This is a genomic window from Pseudonocardia charpentierae (genome assembly GCF_031845345.1).
GTDB lineage: Bacteria > Actinomycetota > Actinomycetes > Mycobacteriales > Pseudonocardiaceae > Pseudonocardia > Pseudonocardia charpentierae.
On sequence record NZ_JAVREJ010000008.1, the window covers coordinates 137,260 to 156,581 of the forward strand.

Genomic DNA, 19,322 nt, shown 5'->3' on the forward strand with positions numbered 1-19,322 from the left:
AGCACGAACGCGCAACTCGCGTGCACAGACGCAAGACTCGCGCGGAGGTTGGGCGCGAGTCTTGCGCTGCGGTACGCGAGTCTTGCGCTGCGGTGCGGGTCAGCCGGGTGGGGTCGCGCCGGCGACCGGGGCGGGGGCGGGGGCCACGCCGTCGACCGGAACGGAGGCCGCGTCGCCGGGCGTTGCGGCCTGAGCCGCCGCGGCGGCGGGCGGGGCGTGCGTCACCAGGGTCTGGACCGGCTGCGGGTCCGGGCTCACCGGCAGTTTCTCGCGCTGCGCCAGGTACGACCCGATCTCGTGGAACAGCGGCGCGGCGCTCGTGCCGCCCTGCGGGGCGTCCAGCATGATCGCCACGACGTACCGCGGGTCCTGCGCGGGCAGCATGCCCGCGAAGGTGATCCAGTACGTCGACGAGGCGTAGCAGCCGCACGTCGGGTCGACCTGCTGCGCGGTGCCCGTCTTGCCCGCCACCTGGTAGCCCGGGATCGCCGCCGCGGCGCCGGTGCCGCGGGAGTCGGCGGTGTGGCCGTCCTGCGTGACCGCGGTGAGCATCGTGCGCAGCTTCTGCGCGGTCTCCGGGGAGACGACGCGCACCGGGTCCGGCGCCGGGGTGGGGGTGCGGACGCCGTCCGGTCCGATCGTGGCCTCGACGATCCGCGGCGGGACGCGTATCCCGTCGTTGGCGACGGCCTGGTACATCCCGGCCATCTGCAGCGCCGTCACCGACAGGCCCTGCCCGATCGGCAGGTTGCCGAACGTCGACCCGGACCAGGTCTCCCTGGCCGGCACCCGGCCGGGGCTCTCCCCCGGCAGCCCCACGCCCGTCCGCTGGCCCAGCCCGAAGCGGCCGAGCATGTCCGCGAAGCGGTCCTCGCCGACGTCCCGCGCGGCCATGATCGTCCCGACGTTCGACGACTTCGCGAGGATGCCGGTGAGCGTGTAGTCCTCCGTGCCGTGGTTCCAGGCGTCGCTCACGGTGCGGTCGGCCACCCGGATGCTGCCGGGGACCGCGAAGACCTTGTCCGGGGACGCCGTGCCGTACTCCAGTGCCGCCGCCATCGTGACGACCTTGTTCACCGAGCCCGGCTCGTACGGGCTCGACACCGACGGGTTGCCCAGCGTCGACTCGTCGGCCTTCGAGAACGCGCGGGGGTCGAACGTCCGCGCGTTGGCCATCGCGAGGACCTGGCCGGTCGCGGAGTCGAGCACCACCGCGGAACCGCCCTTGGCGCCCTTCTCCGCGGCGTACTCGGCGAGCTGGCGCTGCACCGTGTACTGCAGGTCGGAGTCGAGCGTCAGCTGCAGATCCGAACCGGGGGTCGCGGGCCGCTCGAACCGCGTGCTACCGGGGATGACCGCCGAGCTGCCCTCGGCCGTGTCCACCACCCGCAGCCCGTCCTGGCCGGCGAGCAGGTTGTCCTGCGAGCTCTCCAGGCCCATCAACCCGGTGAGCTTCTGGTCGGTCGCGTTCCACGACGCCACGCCGACGACGTTCGCCGCCAGCGCGCCTCCGGGATACTGCCGCGACTCCCGCTTCTCCTCGGCGATCTCCGGATACTTCTCGCGTACGGCGCGCGCCACGTCCGGGTCGACGAGCGGCACGAGCACGACGTAGCCCTTGTCGCTCTCCAGCGCGGTGCGCAGCGCGGTCGCGTCGGCGCCGGTCGCCTGCGCGATTCCGGCGGCCATCTCCGTGACGTACGCCGCGGTGCCCGCGCCCTTCGTCGTCGCGATCAGGCGGGGGTTGGTGACGAGCGCGCGGGCCTCGACGCTGAACGCCAGCGGGGCACCCGAGCGGTCGAGGAGCCTGCCGCGCTCGGCGGGCAGCGCGATCTCGCTCGTGCGCTGCCGCGCCGAGCCCGTCTGCAGCGTGCCGGCCTGCGGACCCTGCACGACGACGAGCTTGAGGGTGGCCAGCACGAGCGCCGCGACGAGCACCAGCTGTCCGACCCGCAGGCGCCGGCGGGGGTCGGGCGTGCGCACGCCGGTCCGGCCGCGGCCGCCCTTGCGGGGAGCGGACGGCGAGCTTCGAGCGGCGCCTGCCGGGCGGGTGCGGGGCGGGGCCGCGGGCATCAGCCGGTGCCCGTGCTCGTCCGGGTGGAGCGTGCCGCCGTCCCGGATGTGCCCGAGGTGCCCGAGGTACCGGTCGACCGTGCGCCGGTCCTGGCGTCCGCGGAGTCGTCGGAGGTCGAGTCCGTGTCCGTGCTCGCGGCACGCGCCCTGTCCGACCTGGTACCGGTCCGCGTGTCGGCGTCGCTGTCGGTGTCCGCGTCGGTGTCCGCGGTGTCGGTGTCGGTGTCGGTGGCGTCGGTGTCGCCGTCGGTCGCGTCCGTCCCGGAGGTGGGGCTGTCGCCCTCCGCCGCCTGCTCCGCCGCCTCGGCTGCCTCCGCCTCCTCGACCGCCGGCTCCACCGCCGCGATCGCCGCGGCGAGCACCGACTGCGGCGCAGCCGCGACGGACGTGGCTGCCGGCACCTCCGCCGCTGTGGCCGGCGCGGGGTCACCACCGAGGCCGGGCGGCGCGGCGGCGGCCGGCGGCGCGACGGCCACGGTGGGCTCGCCCACCACCATCGTCGTCCCGTCGGCCGCGACGACCAGCCGCGCCGGGTCCTTGGCCGGCACCATGCCCAGCTCCGTCGCCCGCTGGGCCAGCGCCGGGGGCGACTGCAGGGCGGCGACGTCGCGGTGCAGCCGCTCGCTGCGCTCGCTGAGGTCCCGGGCCGCGGCGCGGGCGTCCTGCAGCCGGTAGGAGTCGGCCGCTGCGGCCGTCGACAGCCAGAGCGTCGCGACCAGGCCGATCCCGAGCAGCACCATCACGGTGAGCACGAACTTGGCGCGCCCGGGCACGGCCGGCCGCACCACGGTCCGGGCCGCGGGGCGGGCCGGGCGCTCGTCGCGCTGGGGACGGGCCCGGACGGCCGCGGCCGGCTGGACCTTCGGCCGGGTGGCGGTCCGTGTCGCCGCGGTGGCGGCACGCGTGCTGCCCGCCCGCGGACGCTCGACGACCGGCGCGCTCATGTGCCCTCCCCGATGATGCTGACGACCCTGCTGACCGTGCTGACTGCTGTGACCTTCGACGGCTCGGCGGTGCTCACGCGGCGGCCTCCGCGATCCGTTCGGCGGCGCGCAGCCGCACCGAGGCGGCGCGCGGGTTGTCGGCGGCCTCGTCGTCGCCCGCGACCTCAGCACCGCGCGTCACCAGCCGAAGCTCGGGTCCGTGTCCGGGCAGCTCGACGGGCAGTCCCTCCGGCGTCCGCGACCGGGCGCGCTCGGCCAGCTCCCGCTTGACGATCCGGTCCTCGAGCGAGTGGTAGGCGAGCACGACGATCCGGCCGCCGACGGCCAGCGCGTCGATCGCCGCGGGCACGGCGGTCTGCAGGGCGTCCAGCTCGCCGTTGACCTCGATCCGCAATGCCTGGAACGTCCGCTTGGCGGGGTGCCCGCCGGTGCGCCGGGACGCGGCCGGCACGGCCTCGTACAGCAGCTCGACGAGTTCGGCGCTGCGGCGCAGCGGGCTGCGCGCCCGGCGGCGGGCGACCGCTGCGGCGATCCGGGAGGCGAACCGCTCCTCGCCGTACTCGCGCAGCACGCGGGCGAGCTCGGGCACCGAGTAGGTGTTGAGCACGTCGGCGGCCGTCGGGCCGGTGCTCTGGTCCATCCGCATGTCCAGATCGGCGTCGCGGGCGTAGGAGAAGCCCCGCTCGTCCGCGTCGAGCTGCAGCGACGACACCCCGAGGTCGAACAGCACGCCGTCGACCCGGGGAAGCCCCAGTTCCCCCAGGACATCGGCGATGCGGTCGTACACGGCGTGCACGAGGTGGGTGCGGTCGGAGAAGGCGACGAGCCGCCGGCCCGCGAGCGCGAGCGCCTCCGGGTCGCGGTCCAGGCCGACCAGCGTCAGCCGCGGGTGCGCGGAGAGCAGGGCGGCGGCGTGGCCGCCCAGTCCCAGCGTGGCGTCGACGAGAACGGCCGGCCGGTCACGCAAGGCGGGCTCGAGGAGTTGAACGACACGGGGCAGGAGGACGGGGACGTGCCTGGCCCCAGCCGGCCCGCCCGCCGCGTCCGCGTCGGGATGTTGCCCCACCGCTCACCTCCCGCCCCGCGCCGTTCCCGGATGCGCCGACGGCAGCCGGAGTAGTTCTGTGCCGTGATCTGCTAGTCATGGCACCTACACCTGCGGGACGGCTGCCGAGCTGCCGTCCCCTGCCGAGGCCCCACCGGGCCACCGCCGCGCACCCTCCCGGAGGCCGTGCGCGTACGACGGCGGACCTGGCACCGGGGAAGGTGTGTCAGGGCCGTCGGGCGTTGTCGCACGGCATCCGGGAGGGCGCACGGGCGGTGTGGTCCTGTCACCGCATCGCCGTCGCCCGCTCTAGAAGAGGCCGGGAAGTACCTCCTCCTGAGCCTTCGCGTACTCGTCCTCGTGCTCTTCCTGGTAGCGCTGCCACAGCTGCGCATCCCAGATCTCGGCGCGGGTGAAGGCACCGAGTACCACGCAGTCCTTCGTGAGGCCGGCGTAGCGGCGCAGTTCCGGGATGATGGCGATCCGGCCCTGCGCGTCGGGGTTCTGCTCGTCCGTGCCCGAGAACAGGTTGCGCTGGAAGGCGCGTGCCGACTCGCTCGTGAGCGGTGCCGACGACACCTTCCGGGCCATCTCCGCGAAGGTCTCGCGAGGGAACACGTACAGGCAGTGGTCCTGCCCCTTCGTGATCATCAGCCCGCCTCGCAGCTCGTCCCGGAACTTCGCGGGCAGCGTGAGCCGCCCCTTGTCATCCAGCTTGGGGGTGTAGGTGCCGAGGAACACGACCCCACCTCCAGCCAGTGGCCCCCTCGTGCTCCAGCGATCACCACACTACCCCACTTCGCTCCACCGTCAACCGTCACGGACCGCATCCACCGGCGTGTCGCCAGGTGTTTCCGCAGGTCGGCAGGCGTGGTGCGAGGTGGGGGAAGTCGTCGCCCCACCCGAAAGCGGGACACGCCGCACCTTGAAGATCGGAACGTTCCGTAGCTGAAACCGATACGGAGAGTGAATTTCGGTGCTCGAGAGACTCCGTGGTGGGGGACGGTGGGGGGCTGCGGCCCCCACCGTGGGGAGCAGGCCCGCAGACCTCGCGGAACGGGCAGGGCGGGCCGACCACCCGGCCCGCCCGCCGCCGCTCCGGGCTTTGACACACTGGGTGCAGCCCCGTCGGTGGGGCGGCGAGGAGGGTCGGGTGACGACGACGGGCAGTTGGCCCACGCCCGCGGCGCGAGCAGACGAGGCGAACCACGGGGCGCTCCGTCCGGCTGCAGGTCTTCCCGAGGTGACCGAGCTCGCCCACCGGATCGCCGCGAACGTGCAGCACGTGCTCGTGGGGAAGCCGGACGTCGTGCGCATCGCGCTCGTCACGCTGCTCGCCGAGGGGCACCTCCTGGTGGAGGACGTGCCGGGCGTCGGCAAGACGTCGCTGGCCAAGGCCCTGGCGGTGTCGATCGACTGCTCGGTGAGCCGGGTGCAGTTCACCCCGGACCTGCTGCCCGGCGACATCACCGGGATGTCGATCTACAACCGGCGGACCGAGGAGTTCGAGTTCCGGCCCGGGCCGGTCTTCGCCAACGTCGTGATCGCGGACGAGATCAACCGGGCCTCCCCCAAGACCCAGTCCGCGCTGCTCGAGTGCATGGCCGAGCACCAGGTCACCGTCGACGGCGTGACCTACGGGCTCGCCCGCCCGTTCTTCGTCGTCGCCACCCAGAACCCGATCGAGATGGACGGCACCTACCCGCTGCCGGAGGCCCAGCGCGACCGCTTCACCGCGCGGGTCAGCGTCGGCTACCCGGACCCGGCCGCCGAGCTGACCATGCTCGACGAGCACGCCGCCGCGGACCCGCTGGATCAGCTGCGTCCCGTCGCGGACGCGCCGACGGTGCAGGCGGTGATCGAGGCCGTCCGCCGTGTCCGGGTCAGCGCCGAGATCCGGCAGTACTGCGTCGACCTCGTCACCGCCACGCGGCGGCTGCCCGACCTCCGGCTGGGCGCCTCGCCCCGCGCGACGCTGCACCTGGTGCGCACCGCCCGCGCCCAGGCCGCGCTGCACGGCCGCAGCTACGTCGTCCCCGACGACGTGCGCGCCGTCGCGGTCCCCGTGCTGGCCCACCGGCTGCTGCTGGCTCCCGACGCCCGCGCCGCCCGGCGCTCGACCACCGACCTGGTACACGGCCTGCTCGCCCGCCTGCCGGTCCCGGCGCCGGCCCGGTCCTGAGCGGCCCGTGGCTCCGGATCCGACGGACCTCCCCGCGGCCCGGCCGACCGGCTCGCGGACGTCCGGCGCCGGTCCGGCCGCGGCGTCGCGCGACGACCGGGACGCAGCCGAGGGCGGCTCGGCCCTCGGTGCGGTCGCCCGCCCGGCCGACCGCACCGTCCTGAGCACCCGCGGCCGCTGCCTGCTGGCCGCCGGGATCGCCACCGCCGCGTGCGCGATCCCGCTCGAGGAGCGCGACCTGCTGCGGATCGGCGCCTTCGCCGCCGTACTCCCCCTGCTCGCGCTGCTGCTCGCCCTGGCCACCCGGCGGACCGTGCGCGTGCAGCGGGCGCTCTCGCCGCACCGGCTCCCCGTCGGCGCACCCGCGACCGTCACGTTGCAGGTCACCGGAGGGGCGGCGGTCGGTCCGCTGGAGCTGGTCGACACCGCGCCGGACGCCGTAGGGGCCACGTCCCCACCGCGGTTCCTGGTCCCGTCGCGTGCGCGGGGCGTGGACGCCGCCGTGCACTACACCCTCCGCCCGGTGCGGCGGGGCGTGCACCGGATCGGCCCGCTCGTCGCGTACGGCACGGACCCGCTCGGTCTGGCCGAGTTCGCCCGCACGGTCCCGGGCACGGAACGGCTGCTGGTGCTGCCGACGACCGTGCCGCTGCACGGGGTCCCGCACGCGCTCGGCTCGAGCGACGGGGCGCACGGCGCGGGCTCGTCGGGCTCCGGTCAGGGCCGCTCGGACGTGCTCGTCCGGCCCTACCGAAGCGGCGACGAGCTGCGGCGCGTGCACTGGCGCAGCACGGCGCGCCACGACGAGCTGATGGTCCGGCTCGAGGAGCGGCCGTGGCGCGGCGGCGTCACCGTGCTGCTCGACCGGCGGGCCGCCGCGCACCGCGGGCACGGTCCGGGCGCGAGCCTGGAGTGGGCGGTGACCTTCGCGGCCAGCGCCTGCGTGCACCTGATCGAGCGGGGCGAACCCGTGGAACTCGTGACCGAGGACGGCGGCAGTCCGGCCTCGCCCGGCTCCGTCGGCGGCGCGGACGGCGTGCTCGACGGGCTCGCGACGCTGCGTCCCTCCGCCCACACCGACCTCGGCGGTCCGGCGCTGCCGGGCTCCGGCGACCTTCTCGCGGTGCTCGGATCGACGGCCACCGACGAGCTTCCGGCGCTGCTCGCCCGCTCCGCCGGCCAGGGGCACGCCGTGCTGCTCGACGTCGCGAGCTGGGGCGCCGGCACGCCACCGGTCTTCACCCCGGCCGGCCGGGCGGTCCCCGTCGAGGCGACGGCCGCCGTCCTGCGCGGTGCGGGGTGGGCGGTCACCGTGGCCAGGCGTGGCGACCGGCCCGAGGGTGTGTGGGACGAACTGGTGTCGTCCCCGGCTCCGCAGGCCGGTGTGTCGTGACCGCGCTCGCCCCACCGGCCACGCCGGACATCCCGCCGCAGGCCCGGGTCCGGCGGACGGCCTGGCTGCGCCCGGTCTGGGCCGGGATCGCGCTCCTGCTCGCGGGCTCTCCCGTGGGCGCCGTCGTGCAGGGCACGTCGTGGTGGGGGTACGCGGCGGGCGCGGTAGGCCTGGTCGTCGCCGTCGGCCTGCTCGGGGCCGCCGTCCGACCGCGCGGGGTCGGCGGCGTGGTCGTCGCGCAGTTCGCGGCCCTGGCGGTGCTCCTCACCGGCCTGTTCACCGGGTCGGGCGTGCTGGGGATCGTGCCCGGACCGGCCGCCGTCGGCGAGCTGACCGCCCTGGTCGGGGACGCGGCGACCCAGATCCGGACAGAGGCGGCGCCGGTACCCGCAACGCCGGCGATGCTGCTGCTCGTCACGCTCGCGTTCGGGGTGACGGCGGTCGCCGTGCACGTGGTGACGGTCGGGGCCGGAGCGCCTGGCGCGGTGGGGGTGCTGCTGCTCGCGGTGTTCGCCGTCCCCGCAGCGCTCGCCGACGACCTGCTGCCCGCGTGGATGCCGGCTGCGGGGGCCGCCGGGTTCGGGCTGCTGCTCCTCGCCCGGCCCGGCCCGCCCTCCGATCACCGGCAGTGGCGCCCGGGCGTGGGTGCCGCCGGGATCGTGGCCGCCGCCGTCGTCCTGGCCCTGGGGGCGGGTGCCGCGGCCGGAGCGGTCGGGACCGCGGGGAGGTTCCCGAGCACCGGCGGAGTGGGCGCCAGCCGCGTCGGGGAGATCGGGCTGAGCCCGTTCACGGCCTTGCGTGGAGAGTTGCTGCAGTCCACGCCGAGCGAGCTGTTCCGGGTCACCGGCCTCCCCCGGCCCACCTACCTGCGGGCGCTGACCCTGAGCACCTACGTCCCGGACGCGGGCTGGCAGGTGCGCCGCCCCGGACCGGGCACGCCGCTGACGGGTCCGCTGCCCGGGTCGGACGTCGCCGGCGACCGGGCGAGCGTCGACATCGAGAACGTCGGATTCCGTGACTACTGGCTGCCCGTCTACGGCGTCCCGCTCGGGGTCGCGGGTCCGGACGGGGAGCGGTGGAGCTACGACGCGCTCAGCGGCACGGCGTACAGCAACCGGCCCCAGCAGGAGCGGTCGTGGACGCAGGAGACGCTCCTGCCGACGCCGACGGCCGAGGCACTGCGGGCGGCCGACGGCGCGAACGGCGTCGATCCGCTGTTCCTCAACACGGACGGCGTCGACCGGCGGGTCGCCGCCATCGCGCGGGAGATCACCGCTGACGCGCCGACCGGGTTCGACCGGGCCGTCGCGCTCAACCAGTGGTTCACCGGGCCGGACTCCACGTTCACCTACGACCTGTCGACGGCACCGGGCAACGGCGACGACGCACTCGTCGAGTTCCTGACGATCGGCAAGCGCGGCTACTGCGAGCAGTTCGCCTCGGCGATGGCGGTGATGCTGCGGACCCTCGGGGTGCCGGCCCGGGTCGCCGTCGGCTTCACCGGGGGCCGGGAGGCCGACGACGCCCGCTCGGTGAGCACCGCGGACGCCCACGCGTGGGTGGAGGCGTGGTTCCCCGGCGCCGGTTGGACGACGTTCGACCCGACACCCCTCAACGACGGCCGGGCGATCGTCCCGCCGTACGTCGCGGAGGCGGCCGGGGAGACCGGTGATGGTTCCGACGACCAGCCGGCGGAATCGGCGGCCCCATCGCCGCCCGCCCCCGAGGAGACGGCGGCGCCCGAGGCGGGAGCACCGGAGACCGCAGCGGAGTCCGCCGACGGGGCGCCCGCACCCGGCGAGGCCGCACCGTCCGGCTCACCCCTGCCGCTCGTGCTCGCACTGCTGATGCTGCTGGTCGCGGCGGCCGCCGCCGCACCGGCGTGGTGGCGGGCCCGGATGCGCCGACGGCGCCTCGCCTCGGCCGACGCCGGTGGCGTCGGGGCCGCCGAGGCCGCGTGGGCGGAACTGCTGGCGGAGTCGGCGGACCACGGGGTACCGGGACGGGCGACGGACACGGTCCGGACCGCGGCCGACCGGATGGTCCAGGCCCACGGTCTCGACGCGGAGGCCCGCCGGGCGGTGGACACCGTGACCGGGATCGTCGAGGAGAGCTGGTACGGAGGCGTCGATCCGGCACCCGGAGCTCTCGCCGGGCCGACCCGGACGGTCTCCGCGGCGCTGCGCGCCGCGCCGCTCCCCCTCCACCGCAGGATGTTCCCGGCGTCGGTGGTCGACCGGCGGCCCGGCCGCACGGACCGGAACGCCGCGGATGAGGACGCGGACGACCGGAACAACGACGACACCGCGGTGACCCGGCGCTGAGCCGGACCACCGCGGTGTCGCAGAGTCACTATGGAGCGACGAGCGTCCTCAGGGCGAGGAGCGCGTCACTCTTGTTCGAAGCGACGGCGGAACCGCTCCTCCATCCGACCGGTGAAGCGGCTCTTGTCGGGCTCACCGCGTTTGGGCGTACCGGCCTGCTGCCCCTTCGCGCCGACGGCTGTGACAGCCATCACCGCTCCGGCGAGCATCACCAGGAATCCGACGACGCTGAGTACAGGGAAATTGTCGGCGATCCAGAGCGCCCGGACGGCGACGCCCAGCACGAGCAGTACCAGCCCGAGCGCGAAGACGGCGATGCCCTGCAGGCGCCGGCGGCGGGTCGGTTTGCGCAACCGGCCACCACGGACGGTGGATACGAACTTGGGGTCCTCGGCGTAGAGAGCACGCTCGATCTGGTCGAGCAGTCGCTGCTCGTGCTCGGAGAGGGGCATGACTTCGCCTCCGGCACTTTCACGTTCCTGTCGGTCTCTTCCATAGTGCCGGAGCGACGCGACGAGCGCCCAGGGTGGACGTCCACCCGAAGGATACGAGTCCTACGGCTTGACGACTACCCGGACTCGGCCAGTGGTGATACGGGCAACCATCGGCGGGTGGACACGGGGTGTCGAAACCCTCACATCACGGTCACGTGCTTCGGGCGGTCGATCCGGCGAGCCGAGTTGCAGACGCCCCACGGGGCGTCGCTTCCGATGGCGGCGGATACCGCCGTCAGCCGGTGCGTCGCGCGAGGGCGTGCAACCGCGCCGCCACGTCACGCAGCGGAGTCACCCCGGTCGCCAGCTCCTCCAGCTCCGCCACGGCCCGGGTGGCGGACGGGCTGCCGTCGCGGGTGGCACCGGGCACCCAGCCCTCCAGCACGCCGTCGCCCTGCAGGACCTCCACCCGCAAGCCGCCGTTCTCCAGGAGCGCCTGCAACGCGTCAGCGCCCAGCCGGCGGCGCAGCGCGTCGTCCGGGCCGAAGCGCCCGTCCGGGTCGGTGAGCAGGGTCCGTGCGTCGGCGAGCCGACCGGCCAGGGTGCGCGACAGCACCGCCGCGTACCTGCCGGCCGTCAGTACCGAGACCGCGGCACCGACCCCGGCGGCGGCGGTGAGCGCGGCGACGGCACGGGCCGGGTCGTCGACGATCTCGAGCAGGCTGTGGCCCAGCACGAGGTCGGCCGAGCCGGCCGGGACGACGTCGCCGAGCGCGTCCGCATCGCCCTGGACCGCACGGACGAGGTCGTGCACCCCGGCGTCGCGCGCCCGGCGCTGCAGGGCGGCCAGCGCGTTCGGGCTGGAGTCGACGACCGTGACCGCGCAGCCGAGCCCGGCGAGGGGCACCGCCCACGCGCCGCTCCCGCCGCCGACGTCGAGCACCTGCGGGGCGACCCCGGGCCGGGCCTGGCGGAGCCGGGCGACCTCGGCGGCCACGACACGCCGGGCGGCGCCGCCGCTCACCGTGCCGCTTCGTTCTCCCGCCGACGTGGTCACAGCCGCAGCGTAGTGGGCGGACCGGTTGAGTAGGTTTGGCCCGTGCTGGTCGTCGCGTCGCTGAGTCTCAAGGGAGGCGTGGGCAAGACCACCGTCGCTCTCGGCCTTGCCGGAGCCGCCCAGGCGCACGGCGTGCGCACCCTGGTCGTCGACCTCGACCCGCAGGCCAACGCCACGGTCGCGCTGGACGCCGGGCCCACCACCGCCACCGTCGCGGACGTCCTCGACGACCCGACCACGGCCGTGGTGCACCGCGCGATCGCGCCCAGCGGCTGGGGCGAGGGGGTGGACGTGCTGGTCGGTGCCGAGCAGACCGAGCGGCACAACCGCCCGGATCCGGGCGCCGCGCAGCTGGGCCGCCTCGCCCGCGCCCTGGACCGGCTCCGGAACGGGGCCGACGGGCCGGAGGAGCCCTACCGGCTCGTGATCGTCGACTGCCCGCCGTCGCTGGGCCAGCTCACCCGCAGCGCGCTGAGCGCCGCCCAGCGGGCCGTGCTGGTCACCGACCCCACGATGTTCGCCGTGTCCGGGGTCCAGCGAGCCTTCGACGCGGTCCAGAGCGAGCGGGAGCGCGGCAACCCGGACCTGCAGCCCCTCGGTGTGGTGGTCAACCGCGTGCGCCCGCGCAACAGCGAGCACGAGTTCCGGATCTCCGAGCTCCGAGAGCTGTTCGGGCCACTGGTGTTCAGCAACGTGCTGCCCGACCGGTCGGCGATCCAGCAGGCCCAGGGGGCGTGCCTGCCGATCCAGCGGTGGGACACGCCGGGCGCGCGGGAGATCTCGGCCGTGTTCACCACGCTGCTCGGCCGGGTGTTGCGCACCTCCCGGAGCCGGCGGGACCGGCACGACGACACGGCCGCCTCGAACGAGAGCGACCTCGGTGGCGACCGCGCCGACGACGACGCGGCCGCCGATCACCAGGCCCTGCGCGAGGCCGCACGCTAGGCGCCCCGCCGGTGATCCGAAGCCGGCTGTGGACGAGTGCTACTGGCCGCGTCCGGTCTTCTCCTGCAGCGCATCGATCGCCTTCGACGCGTCGGCCTTCGACAGGTCGTCCGCCGGGGCCTCTTCACCGGCCTGCTGGGCCAGCGTGTGCAGGTACGACTTCTGCGGACCGGTCATCGGCTCGTCGCCGGTGGTCCAGTCGTCGGGGTCCTTCGCTGCGTTCTCAGTGACATCCTGGGGATCTGCCATGACTCGAACATATCTTCGAACACCGGGGTCGCGCACGTCGGGGCCGACTGGTCGGCGGCCCGGTCAGCGCAGCGGCACGAGCTCCCGCACGATGCCGACGAACTGCTCGGCCTGCCGCAGCAGATCATCGGCGTCCCGACGGCTCACCAAGCGCGCGATTCCCGCCTCCGCCGCCGCCCGGATGTCGGAGCAGGAGGCGAAGAACGCCGCCCACTCCCCCAGCTCCGGCGCGACCTCGGCCAGCAGGTGCCACACGTCGCGCGGAGCACCGCGGCGCGGCTTGGGCCGGGCCCGGACCGCGAGGACGGCGGCGGCCGCCCGCAGGGCTGCGAGATAGGCCGCCGGGTAGCGCAGCAGCGGGTCCGCCTCCCCGTGCGCCTCGGCCAGGCCGTCGGCCGCCTGCCGGAGCAGCCCGAAGGCCGCCCGTGACGTGGGCGCCGGCATCGGGGGCGGCGCCGCCGCCCGCTCCGTGGTCACCGTCATCGCCGTCTCCCCCGTTCCGTTCTCACTCGGCCACCCGGACCAGGTCCCACACCCCCGGGCCGGCCCGCATCCGCAGCACGAACTCGTGCGCGGGGGCGTAGGGCTCGTCCGCCGACCGCGCCACGACCCGCCAGCACCGCATCCGGTCGCCTCCCACCGGCATCGGCGACGGGAACGGCCACGGCGACTCCTCGATCCACCGGTCGCGCACGTCCGTGATGAGGAACCGCGAGCCCCTCCGCATCGGACGGCGCTGGAACTCCACCGGTTCGCCGTCCTGGTAGCGGACGTGCACGGGCGCCGGCGACCGCCCGCCGAACATGCGGTTGAAGGGGCTCACCTCGGTACTCTCCTTCCGACCGGCCGGAGCCGGCCGCCCGGTGGAGGAGTGCTTCCCCCACTCCGCCACCGGACGCCGCGATCGAACACATGTTCGATCGGGTTCCAGTAGAACGCGCGCCGCCGCGGGCGTCAAGTCCGGCCGGAGCCGGTCGGGCCGCAGCGTGATCGGCCGCAGCGTGGTGTGATGGCCCGGTGCTGCGTTCCCGTGCCGCCGTCCCACGGCTGAGGGCAGACCGGTGACGGCCGCTCCGACCCGACCCCGGCTCGTCGAGCTGGATGCGCGCGACCTGGCGGACCGCCTGGCCGAGGCCCTGCACGTCTACGTCGCCGCGATGGGCTACCCACCCGGCACCGCCCGCCAGCGCCGCTCCCTCTGGCTCGACCACGTCCGCCGCCCGGGCTGGCGCGCCGTGGGCTGGCTCGACCCCGCCGGCACGCTGCTCGGCATCGCGTACGGCTACACCGGTGGTCCGGGCCAGTGGTGGTACGAGGAGGTCCGCCGCGGCCTGCGCGGCGAGCTGACCGCGATGACCGACGACTACTTCGAGCTGACCGAGCTCCACGTCCGCCCGGACGCGCAGGGCGGCGGACTCGGTGAGGGGCTGCTGCGGGCCCTGCTGGCGGGTACGGATCGCCGGCACGTGCTCCTGTCGACCCCCGAGCACGGCCCGCGCCCGGCCGGGCGGGCGTGGCGCCTCTACCGCCGCCTGGGCTTCCGGGACGTGCTGCGCGACCACCTGTTCACCGGCGACGCCCGCCCCTTCGCCGTGCTCGGCCGAGAGCTCCCGCTCCCCCCGTCCGACCCCCGTCACGCTCCGCAGGACGTCGTCGGCCGGCCGTAGCCGGGGCGCACCCAGGCATCACACAGCTCTGATGACCCGCACACCCTCTACAGCGGGTGCGACGGTCCGCCATGGGGTGCGACGCTGCGGACGGCGCGCGACGCACGGCCGCTTTGCGATGGCCAGAGTCCGCGTCATCACACTCCGACCACGGCCACAGGGTGTATCGGCGGGTGCCGGGGTTCGCAGCATGGTGGCTTTGCTGCGGTCGGAGTGCAGTAAAGCCACCATGCTGCAATCGCCGCCCGCCCGCCTGCCGGTCGAGTCGGCCGCGCCCGCCCGCCTGCCGGTCGAGTCGGCCGCGCCCGCCCGCCCGCCTGCCTGCCGGTCGAGTCGGCCGCGAGCGGCAGCACGCCGCCGTCGGTGGAGGTGGGAGCAATACCTGTCAGACCAGGAACCGGTACGCCCTGGTCTCCGGCGCCACCAACCGGATTGTGAGTGGGCCGACCTTCATTCGCCCCCACAGCCGCTCGAAGCCCTCCCGATCGTCGCGTCTGCCACACAGCTTCCGCGGCCCGCACACCCTCCACAGCAGGTGCGACAGCCCGCCACGAGATACGACAGCGCGGCCAGGCTGCACCGGGGCCCGTGCGGCGCCCGGCATCCCGGTTGGCACGATGACGCCCGTGCCGTTCCCTCCCGCCACCTCCCGGCCGACGCTCCGCCGCGCGCTGACCCTGGCGCTCGCCCTGCTGATCGCCTTCACGGCGCTGAGCGGCTGCGCACGCGTCCGGGCCGCGCTCGCCGTGCAGCCCGACGACACGGTCAACGGCGAGATCGTGGTGGCGACGCCCGAGACCGGTCCGGACGACCCGGGGCCCGTGATCAGCGTGCCCGAGGAGATCGCCGACGACGTCGACGTCTCCGCCTACCGCCAGGAGGGCTACACCGGCTCCCTGCTGCGCTTCTCCGGCCTGACGTTCGACCAGCTCGGCCGGCTCTCGGCCGCGGCGGGTCCGGCCGGGGAGAAGGTGCAGTTCTCGCTGCGCCGGGCCGGCAACCGGCTGCTCGTCAACGGCAAGGCCGACCTGACCACGGTGCCGGTCGACAAGGCCGACTTCCAGCTGAAGATCACCACGTCCGGCGAGGTGCTGGAGACCAACGGCGACGCCGAGGCGGGCACGGCGAGCTGGACGTTCGACGCGGGTAAGGTCGGCGACGTCAGCGCCGTCATCGCGGTCGCCGACCCGAACGCCCCGTCCGCCGTGAGCTGGACACTGCTCGCGACGACGCTCGTCGCGCTCGCCTGCGCCGCGGTGGTGCTGCTCGCCCGCCGCACCCGCAACCCGCCGGTCCGCCCGCGGTCCTGACCCGGGTCAGGCCGGGATCGTCGCCTGCGCCCCGAGCCCGAGGCGCGACACCAGCTCCGCCGTCGCCGTCGAACGGTTCAGCGTGTAGAAGTGCAGCCCCTGCACACCCTCGGCGAGCAGGTCGGCGCACAGCTCCGCCGTGACGTCCAGCCCGGCCGCCCGGAACGCCACCGGGTCGTCGGCGAAGCGCTCCAGGCGCTCGAGCACCGCGGGCGGCACCGGAGCGCCGGAGAGCTCCGGCCCGCGACGCAGGGTCCGCACGCTGAGCACCGGCATGATGCCCGGCAGGAGCGGGACGTCGCAGCCCTTGGCCGCCAGCCGGTCGCGCAGTCGCAGGAAGCCCTCGGGCTCCAGGAACAGCTGGGTGATCGCGAAGTCGGCGCCCGCCCGGATCTTGGCGAGCAGCCGGGCCGTGTCGGCCTCGGTGTCGGCCGAGCGCGGGTGCCCGTAGGGGAACGCCGCGACGCCGACGCAGAAGTCGCCGAGCCTGCGCACCAGCCGGACCAGCTCGTCGGCGTACGTCAGACCCTCGGGGTGGGCGACCCAGTCGCCCAGCGGACCGCCGGGAGGGTCGCCGCGCACCGCGAGGATGTTGCCGATCCCGGCCGCCGCGTAGGCGCCGATCACGTGCCGCAGCTCGGCGACCGAGTGCGACACGGCCGTGAGGTGCGCCATCGGCACCAGCGTCGTCTCCGTGGCGATCCGGCCGGTGGTGCGGATCGTGCGGTCGCGGCTCGATCCGCCGGCGCCGTAGGTGACCGAGACGAACGCCGGGTCCAGCGGCTCCAGCCGCCGGATGGCCCGCCAGAGCTCGGCCTCGCCCGCCTCGTCCTTCGGCGGGAAGAACTCGACCGAGAACACCGGCCTGTCGTGGCGGAGCCGATCGGTCACCTTCATTCGACACAGGATAGTGACGCCGTCCGCGTCGGCGCGCCGTGGTCGTGGGGCGCCGATACGCTCCGCACCGTGTCCTCCCGACCCGCAGGCGCGCTCCCCCGTCCCGGCCGAGAGCTGCGCCCGTGAGCCCCACCACCGCGCGACCGGCCCAGGCCGGTCTGTACGCCGCCGACCTGGACCTGCCCGTCCGGCTGGAGGAGGCCCTCGCGCTCTTCCTCGACCGGCGGCGCGCAGCCGCAACGGCCATCGACCCCGCCTTCGGCGCCGCAGCGGGTGACCTCTGCGATTTCGTGCTGGGCGGCGGCAAACGCATCCGGCCGACCTTCGCCTGGTGGGGATGGCGCGGGGCGGGTGGCGACCCGGAGGGCCTCGAGGTCGACGCGGTGCTGCGCGCCGTCGCCGCACTGGAGCTGATCCAGGCGTGCGCGCTCGTGCACGACGACCTGATGGACGCCTCCGCGACCCGCCGCGGCCGCCCGACGGTGCATGTCGCCTTCGCCCGCCGGCACGCCGCCGCCTCGTGGCGCGGCCGGCCGGCCCGGTTCGGTGCGGCGGCGGCCATCCTGCTCGGTGACCTCGCCCTGGTGTGGGCCGACGACATGCTGCGCGGTGCCGGTCTCGACGCGGACGCGGCGGCCCGTGCGGCGACCCCGTGGGAGGCGATGCGCACGGAGGTGCTCGGCGGGCAGTACCTCGACGTGTTCGTCCAGTCCACCGGCGACTCCTCGGCCCGCGCGGCCCTGCAGATCGACCGCTACAAGACCGCCGCCTACACCGTCGAGCGGCCGCTGCACCTCGGCGCGGCGATCGCCGGGGCGGGCCCGGACCTCGTGGCGTGCTACCGCCGCTTCGGCGCGGACATCGGGGTGGCCTTCCAGCTCCGCGACGACCTGCTCGGCGTGTTCGGCGACCCGGCGGTGACCGGCAAGCCCGCGGGCGACGACCTGCGCGAGGGCAAGCGGACGCTGCTGCTCGCCCTCGCGATCGAGCGGGCCGAGCAGCGCGGGTCGACGGCCGCCGTGGCCGAGATCGAGGAGGCTGTGGGCGACCCCGAGCTGGACGACACCCGGCTCGACCGCGTCCGCGACCTGCTCGACGACCTCGGCGCCGTCCAGGCCGTGGAGCAGCGCATCGCCGCACTGACCGGCTCGGCGCTCGACGCCCTCGGCGCCGGGAGCGTGGCCGAGCCCGCCGCGTCGCGGCTCGCCGACCTGGCCGTGGCGGCCACCCGGAGGCACCGGTGAGAAGCGTTCCGGGGCCCACCGACCACGTCGTCGTCGTCGGCGCGGGCTTCTCCGGGCTGTCCACCGCGCTGCACCTGCTCGGCGCCGGCCGTCGCGTCACGATCGTCGAGCGGGCCGACCACCCGGGCGGCCGCGCCGGCGCGCTGGACCTGGAGACCTCCTCGGGCACGTACCGGGTCGACCCCGGGCCGACAGTGCTGACGATGCCGTCGCTGCTCGAGGAGGCGTTGGGCGCCGTCGGGGAGAAGCTCGAGGAGCGGCTCGACCTCGTCGAACTCGATCCCGGCTACCGCGCGTGCTTCGCCGACGGGTCGACGATCGACGTCCACACCGACGCCGACGCCATGGAGGCGGAGATCCGGCGGGTCTGCGGACCGGACTCCGCAGCGGGCTACGGCCGGCTGCGCACCTGGCTGACGCAGCTCTACCGGGCCGAGATCGACCGCTTCATCGGCGCGAACTTCGACTCCCCGCTCGGCCTCGTCGGCCCCGACCTCGCCCGGCTGGCGGCGCTCGGCGGCTTCGGCCGGCTCGCGCCGCGGATCGCCCGGTACCTGCCCGACGAGCGGCTGCAGCGGATCTTCTCCTTCCAGTCCCTCTACGCCGGCGTGCCGCCGCAGCAGGCACTGGGCGCGTACGGCGTGATCGCCTACATGGACACGATCGCCGGTGTGTACTTCCCCAAGGGCGGGATGCGGCAGGTCGGCCGGGCGCTGGCCGGCGCCGCCGCCGACGCCGGCGCGGAGATCGTCTACGGGCGTGCGGTGACCGGACTCGAACAGTCGGGCGGCCGGGTCACCGCGATCCGCCACCGGGCCGCCGAGGGCGGGCCGACCGAGCGTCTGGCCTGCGACGCGGTGGTGCTCACGCCGGACCTGCCGGTGGTGCACCGGCTGCTCGGCCGGGCACCGCGCCGGCCCGTGCCGCTGCGCTGGTCGCCCAGCGCGGTCGTCCTGCACGCGGGCGTCACGCGGACCCGGCCCGAGCTGGCCCACCACACGATCTCCTTCGGCGCGGCCTGGGAGTCGACGTTCCGGGAGATCATCGACGAGGGCCGGGTGATGAGCGATCCGTCACTGCTGGTCACGCGGCCGACCGCGACCGACCCGGGGCTCGCCCCCGCCGACCGCGACCTGCTGTTCGTCCTCGCGCCCTGCCCCAACACCCAGGGCCCGAACACGGCCGCGGGCCCGATCGACTGGCCGCGCGTCGGACCCGCCTACCGCGACGAGATGCTGCGCGTGCTCGAGTCCCGCGGCATCGGACTCGACGGGGTCTCGGGGGAGATCGAGGTGTCGCACCTGGTCACACCGGCCGACTGGGCGGCCGACGGGATGGGCGCGGGCACGCCGTTCGCCCTGGCCCACACGTTCGCCCAGACCGGGCCGTTCCGGCCGCGCAACCTGGTCAGGGGGCTCGACAACGTCGTGCTCGCCGGCTGCGGCACCACTCCGGGGGTCGGGATCCCGCCGGTGTTGATCTCGGGGCGGCTCGCTGCGGAGCGGGTCACCGGCGGCAGCCGGAGGACAAGGGGCCGTACATCACGCTGACGGCCCTC

Annotated in this window: 18 protein-coding genes; 8 read left to right on the forward strand and 10 right to left on the reverse strand. The window is 75.2% G+C overall.

The window, feature by feature from the left end:
• Positions 1-99: 99 nt before the first annotated feature.
• The 4 genes from RM445_RS13765 to mraZ form a co-directional block, all read right to left on the reverse strand.
• On the reverse strand, positions 100-2,073 hold the full coding sequence (locus RM445_RS13765) for a peptidoglycan D,D-transpeptidase FtsI family protein (RefSeq protein WP_311556618.1): 1,974 nt from the start codon (positions 2,071-2,073) through the stop codon (positions 100-102).
• Positions 2,073-3,017, reverse strand: a complete 945-nt coding sequence (locus tag RM445_RS13770; protein WP_311556619.1) for a hypothetical protein — start codon at positions 3,015-3,017, stop codon at positions 2,073-2,075. The genes RM445_RS13765 and RM445_RS13770 overlap by 1 nt, the downstream gene beginning before the upstream one ends.
• A 73-nt stretch (positions 3,018-3,090) precedes the next feature.
• Entirely contained in the window at positions 3,091-4,083 is a 993-nt protein-coding gene (gene rsmH / locus RM445_RS13775) for a 16S rRNA (cytosine(1402)-N(4))-methyltransferase RsmH (RefSeq protein WP_311556620.1), read from the reverse strand.
• 288 nt (positions 4,084-4,371) lie between these two features.
• Entirely contained in the window at positions 4,372-4,803 is a 432-nt protein-coding gene (gene mraZ, locus RM445_RS13780; RefSeq protein WP_311556621.1) for a division/cell wall cluster transcriptional repressor MraZ, read from the reverse strand.
• A gap of 364 nt (positions 4,804-5,167) precedes the next feature.
• Between mraZ and RM445_RS13785 the strand changes: the two genes are divergently transcribed.
• From RM445_RS13785 to RM445_RS13795, 3 genes are read left to right on the forward strand one after another with little or no spacing between them, the layout of a single operon-like run.
• On the forward strand, positions 5,168-6,244 hold the full coding sequence (locus tag RM445_RS13785; RefSeq protein WP_397469294.1) for an AAA family ATPase: 1,077 nt from the start codon (positions 5,168-5,170) through the stop codon (positions 6,242-6,244).
• A gap of 7 nt (positions 6,245-6,251) precedes the next feature.
• Positions 6,252-7,637: a DUF58 domain-containing protein gene (locus RM445_RS13790; RefSeq protein ID WP_311556623.1), complete on the forward strand. Its 1,386-nt coding sequence runs from the start codon at positions 6,252-6,254 to the stop codon at positions 7,635-7,637.
• The gene (locus RM445_RS13795) at positions 7,634-9,961 is read left to right on the forward strand and encodes a transglutaminase family protein (protein ID WP_311556624.1); all 2,328 of its coding nucleotides are present in this window, start codon (positions 7,634-7,636) and stop codon (positions 9,959-9,961) included. The genes RM445_RS13790 and RM445_RS13795 overlap by 4 nt, the downstream gene beginning before the upstream one ends.
• Before the next feature lie 65 nt (positions 9,962-10,026).
• Here RM445_RS13795 and RM445_RS13800 read toward each other — a convergent pair whose 3' ends face one another.
• Positions 10,027-10,413 (reverse strand): DUF3040 domain-containing protein, encoded by a 387-nt coding sequence (locus tag RM445_RS13800; RefSeq protein WP_311556625.1) that lies wholly within the window; start codon positions 10,411-10,413, stop codon positions 10,027-10,029.
• A gap of 277 nt (positions 10,414-10,690) precedes the next feature.
• The gene (locus RM445_RS13805) at positions 10,691-11,452 is read right to left on the reverse strand and encodes a class I SAM-dependent methyltransferase (protein WP_311556626.1); all 762 of its coding nucleotides are present in this window, start codon (positions 11,450-11,452) and stop codon (positions 10,691-10,693) included.
• Positions 11,453-11,494: 42 nt separating this feature from the next.
• Between RM445_RS13805 and RM445_RS13810 the strand changes: the two genes are divergently transcribed.
• Positions 11,495-12,397: a ParA family protein gene (locus RM445_RS13810; RefSeq protein ID WP_311556627.1), complete on the forward strand. Its 903-nt coding sequence runs from the start codon at positions 11,495-11,497 to the stop codon at positions 12,395-12,397.
• 39 nt (positions 12,398-12,436) lie between these two features.
• Here the strand turns inward: RM445_RS13810 and RM445_RS13815 are convergent, their stop codons facing one another.
• From RM445_RS13815 to RM445_RS13825, 3 genes are all read right to left on the reverse strand, one after another.
• Positions 12,437-12,646 carry a DUF3072 domain-containing protein gene (locus tag RM445_RS13815; RefSeq protein ID WP_311556628.1) on the reverse strand — a complete coding sequence of 70 codons (210 nt, stop codon included), beginning with the start codon at positions 12,644-12,646 and terminating at the stop codon, positions 12,437-12,439.
• A 63-nt stretch (positions 12,647-12,709) separates the two neighbouring features.
• Positions 12,710-13,129, reverse strand: a complete 420-nt coding sequence (locus tag RM445_RS13820; protein WP_311556629.1) for an SAV_6107 family HEPN domain-containing protein — start codon at positions 13,127-13,129, stop codon at positions 12,710-12,712.
• Positions 13,130-13,151: 22 nt separating this feature from the next.
• A complete protein-coding gene (locus RM445_RS13825; RefSeq protein ID WP_311556630.1) occupies positions 13,152-13,469 on the reverse strand; it encodes a hypothetical protein in 318 nt (105 codons plus the stop codon).
• 238 nt (positions 13,470-13,707) lie between these two features.
• Between RM445_RS13825 and RM445_RS13830 the strand changes: the two genes are divergently transcribed.
• Positions 13,708-14,313, forward strand: coding sequence for a GNAT family N-acetyltransferase (locus RM445_RS13830; RefSeq protein WP_311556631.1), 606 nt, complete (start codon positions 13,708-13,710; stop codon positions 14,311-14,313).
• Between the two features lie 626 nt (positions 14,314-14,939).
• On the forward strand, positions 14,940-15,623 hold the full coding sequence (locus RM445_RS13835; protein WP_311556632.1) for an LppM family (lipo)protein: 684 nt from the start codon (positions 14,940-14,942) through the stop codon (positions 15,621-15,623).
• 6 nt (positions 15,624-15,629) lie between these two features.
• Here the strand turns inward: RM445_RS13835 and RM445_RS13840 are convergent, their stop codons facing one another.
• Entirely contained in the window at positions 15,630-16,520 is an 891-nt protein-coding gene (locus RM445_RS13840; protein ID WP_311556633.1) for a methylenetetrahydrofolate reductase, read from the reverse strand.
• Positions 16,521-16,642: 122 nt separating this feature from the next.
• On the opposite strand from RM445_RS13840, the gene RM445_RS13845 reads away from it, so the two are divergent.
• Both RM445_RS13845 and crtI read left to right on the forward strand, forming a co-directional pair.
• On the forward strand, positions 16,643-17,764 hold the full coding sequence (locus RM445_RS13845; protein ID WP_311556634.1) for a polyprenyl synthetase family protein: 1,122 nt from the start codon (positions 16,643-16,645) through the stop codon (positions 17,762-17,764).
• On the forward strand, positions 17,761-19,314 hold the full coding sequence (crtI, locus tag RM445_RS13850) for a phytoene desaturase family protein (protein WP_311556635.1): 1,554 nt from the start codon (positions 17,761-17,763) through the stop codon (positions 19,312-19,314). Before RM445_RS13845 ends, crtI begins: the two co-directional genes overlap by 4 nt.
• The last annotated feature ends 8 nt before the right edge of the window (positions 19,315-19,322 follow it).

Excerpts from the sequence above, each read along its gene's own strand:
- RM445_RS13770 (WP_311556619.1), bottom strand. The coding sequence starts at position 3,017 with ATGAGCGCGCCGGTCGTCGAGCGTCCGCGGGCGGGCAGCACGCGTGCC.
- RM445_RS13815 (WP_311556628.1), bottom strand. The coding sequence starts at position 12,646 with ATGGCAGATCCCCAGGATGTCACTGAGAACGCAGCGAAGGACCCCGAC.
- RM445_RS13800 (WP_311556625.1), bottom strand. The coding sequence starts at position 10,413 with ATGCCCCTCTCCGAGCACGAGCAGCGACTGCTCGACCAGATCGAGCGT.
- RM445_RS13840 (WP_311556633.1), bottom strand. The coding sequence starts at position 16,520 with ATGAAGGTGACCGATCGGCTCCGCCACGACAGGCCGGTGTTCTCGGTC.
- RM445_RS13820 (WP_311556629.1), bottom strand. The coding sequence starts at position 13,129 with ATGACGGTGACCACGGAGCGGGCGGCGGCGCCGCCCCCGATGCCGGCG.
- RM445_RS13765 (WP_311556618.1), bottom strand. The coding sequence starts at position 2,073 with ATGCCCGCGGCCCCGCCCCGCACCCGCCCGGCAGGCGCCGCTCGAAGC.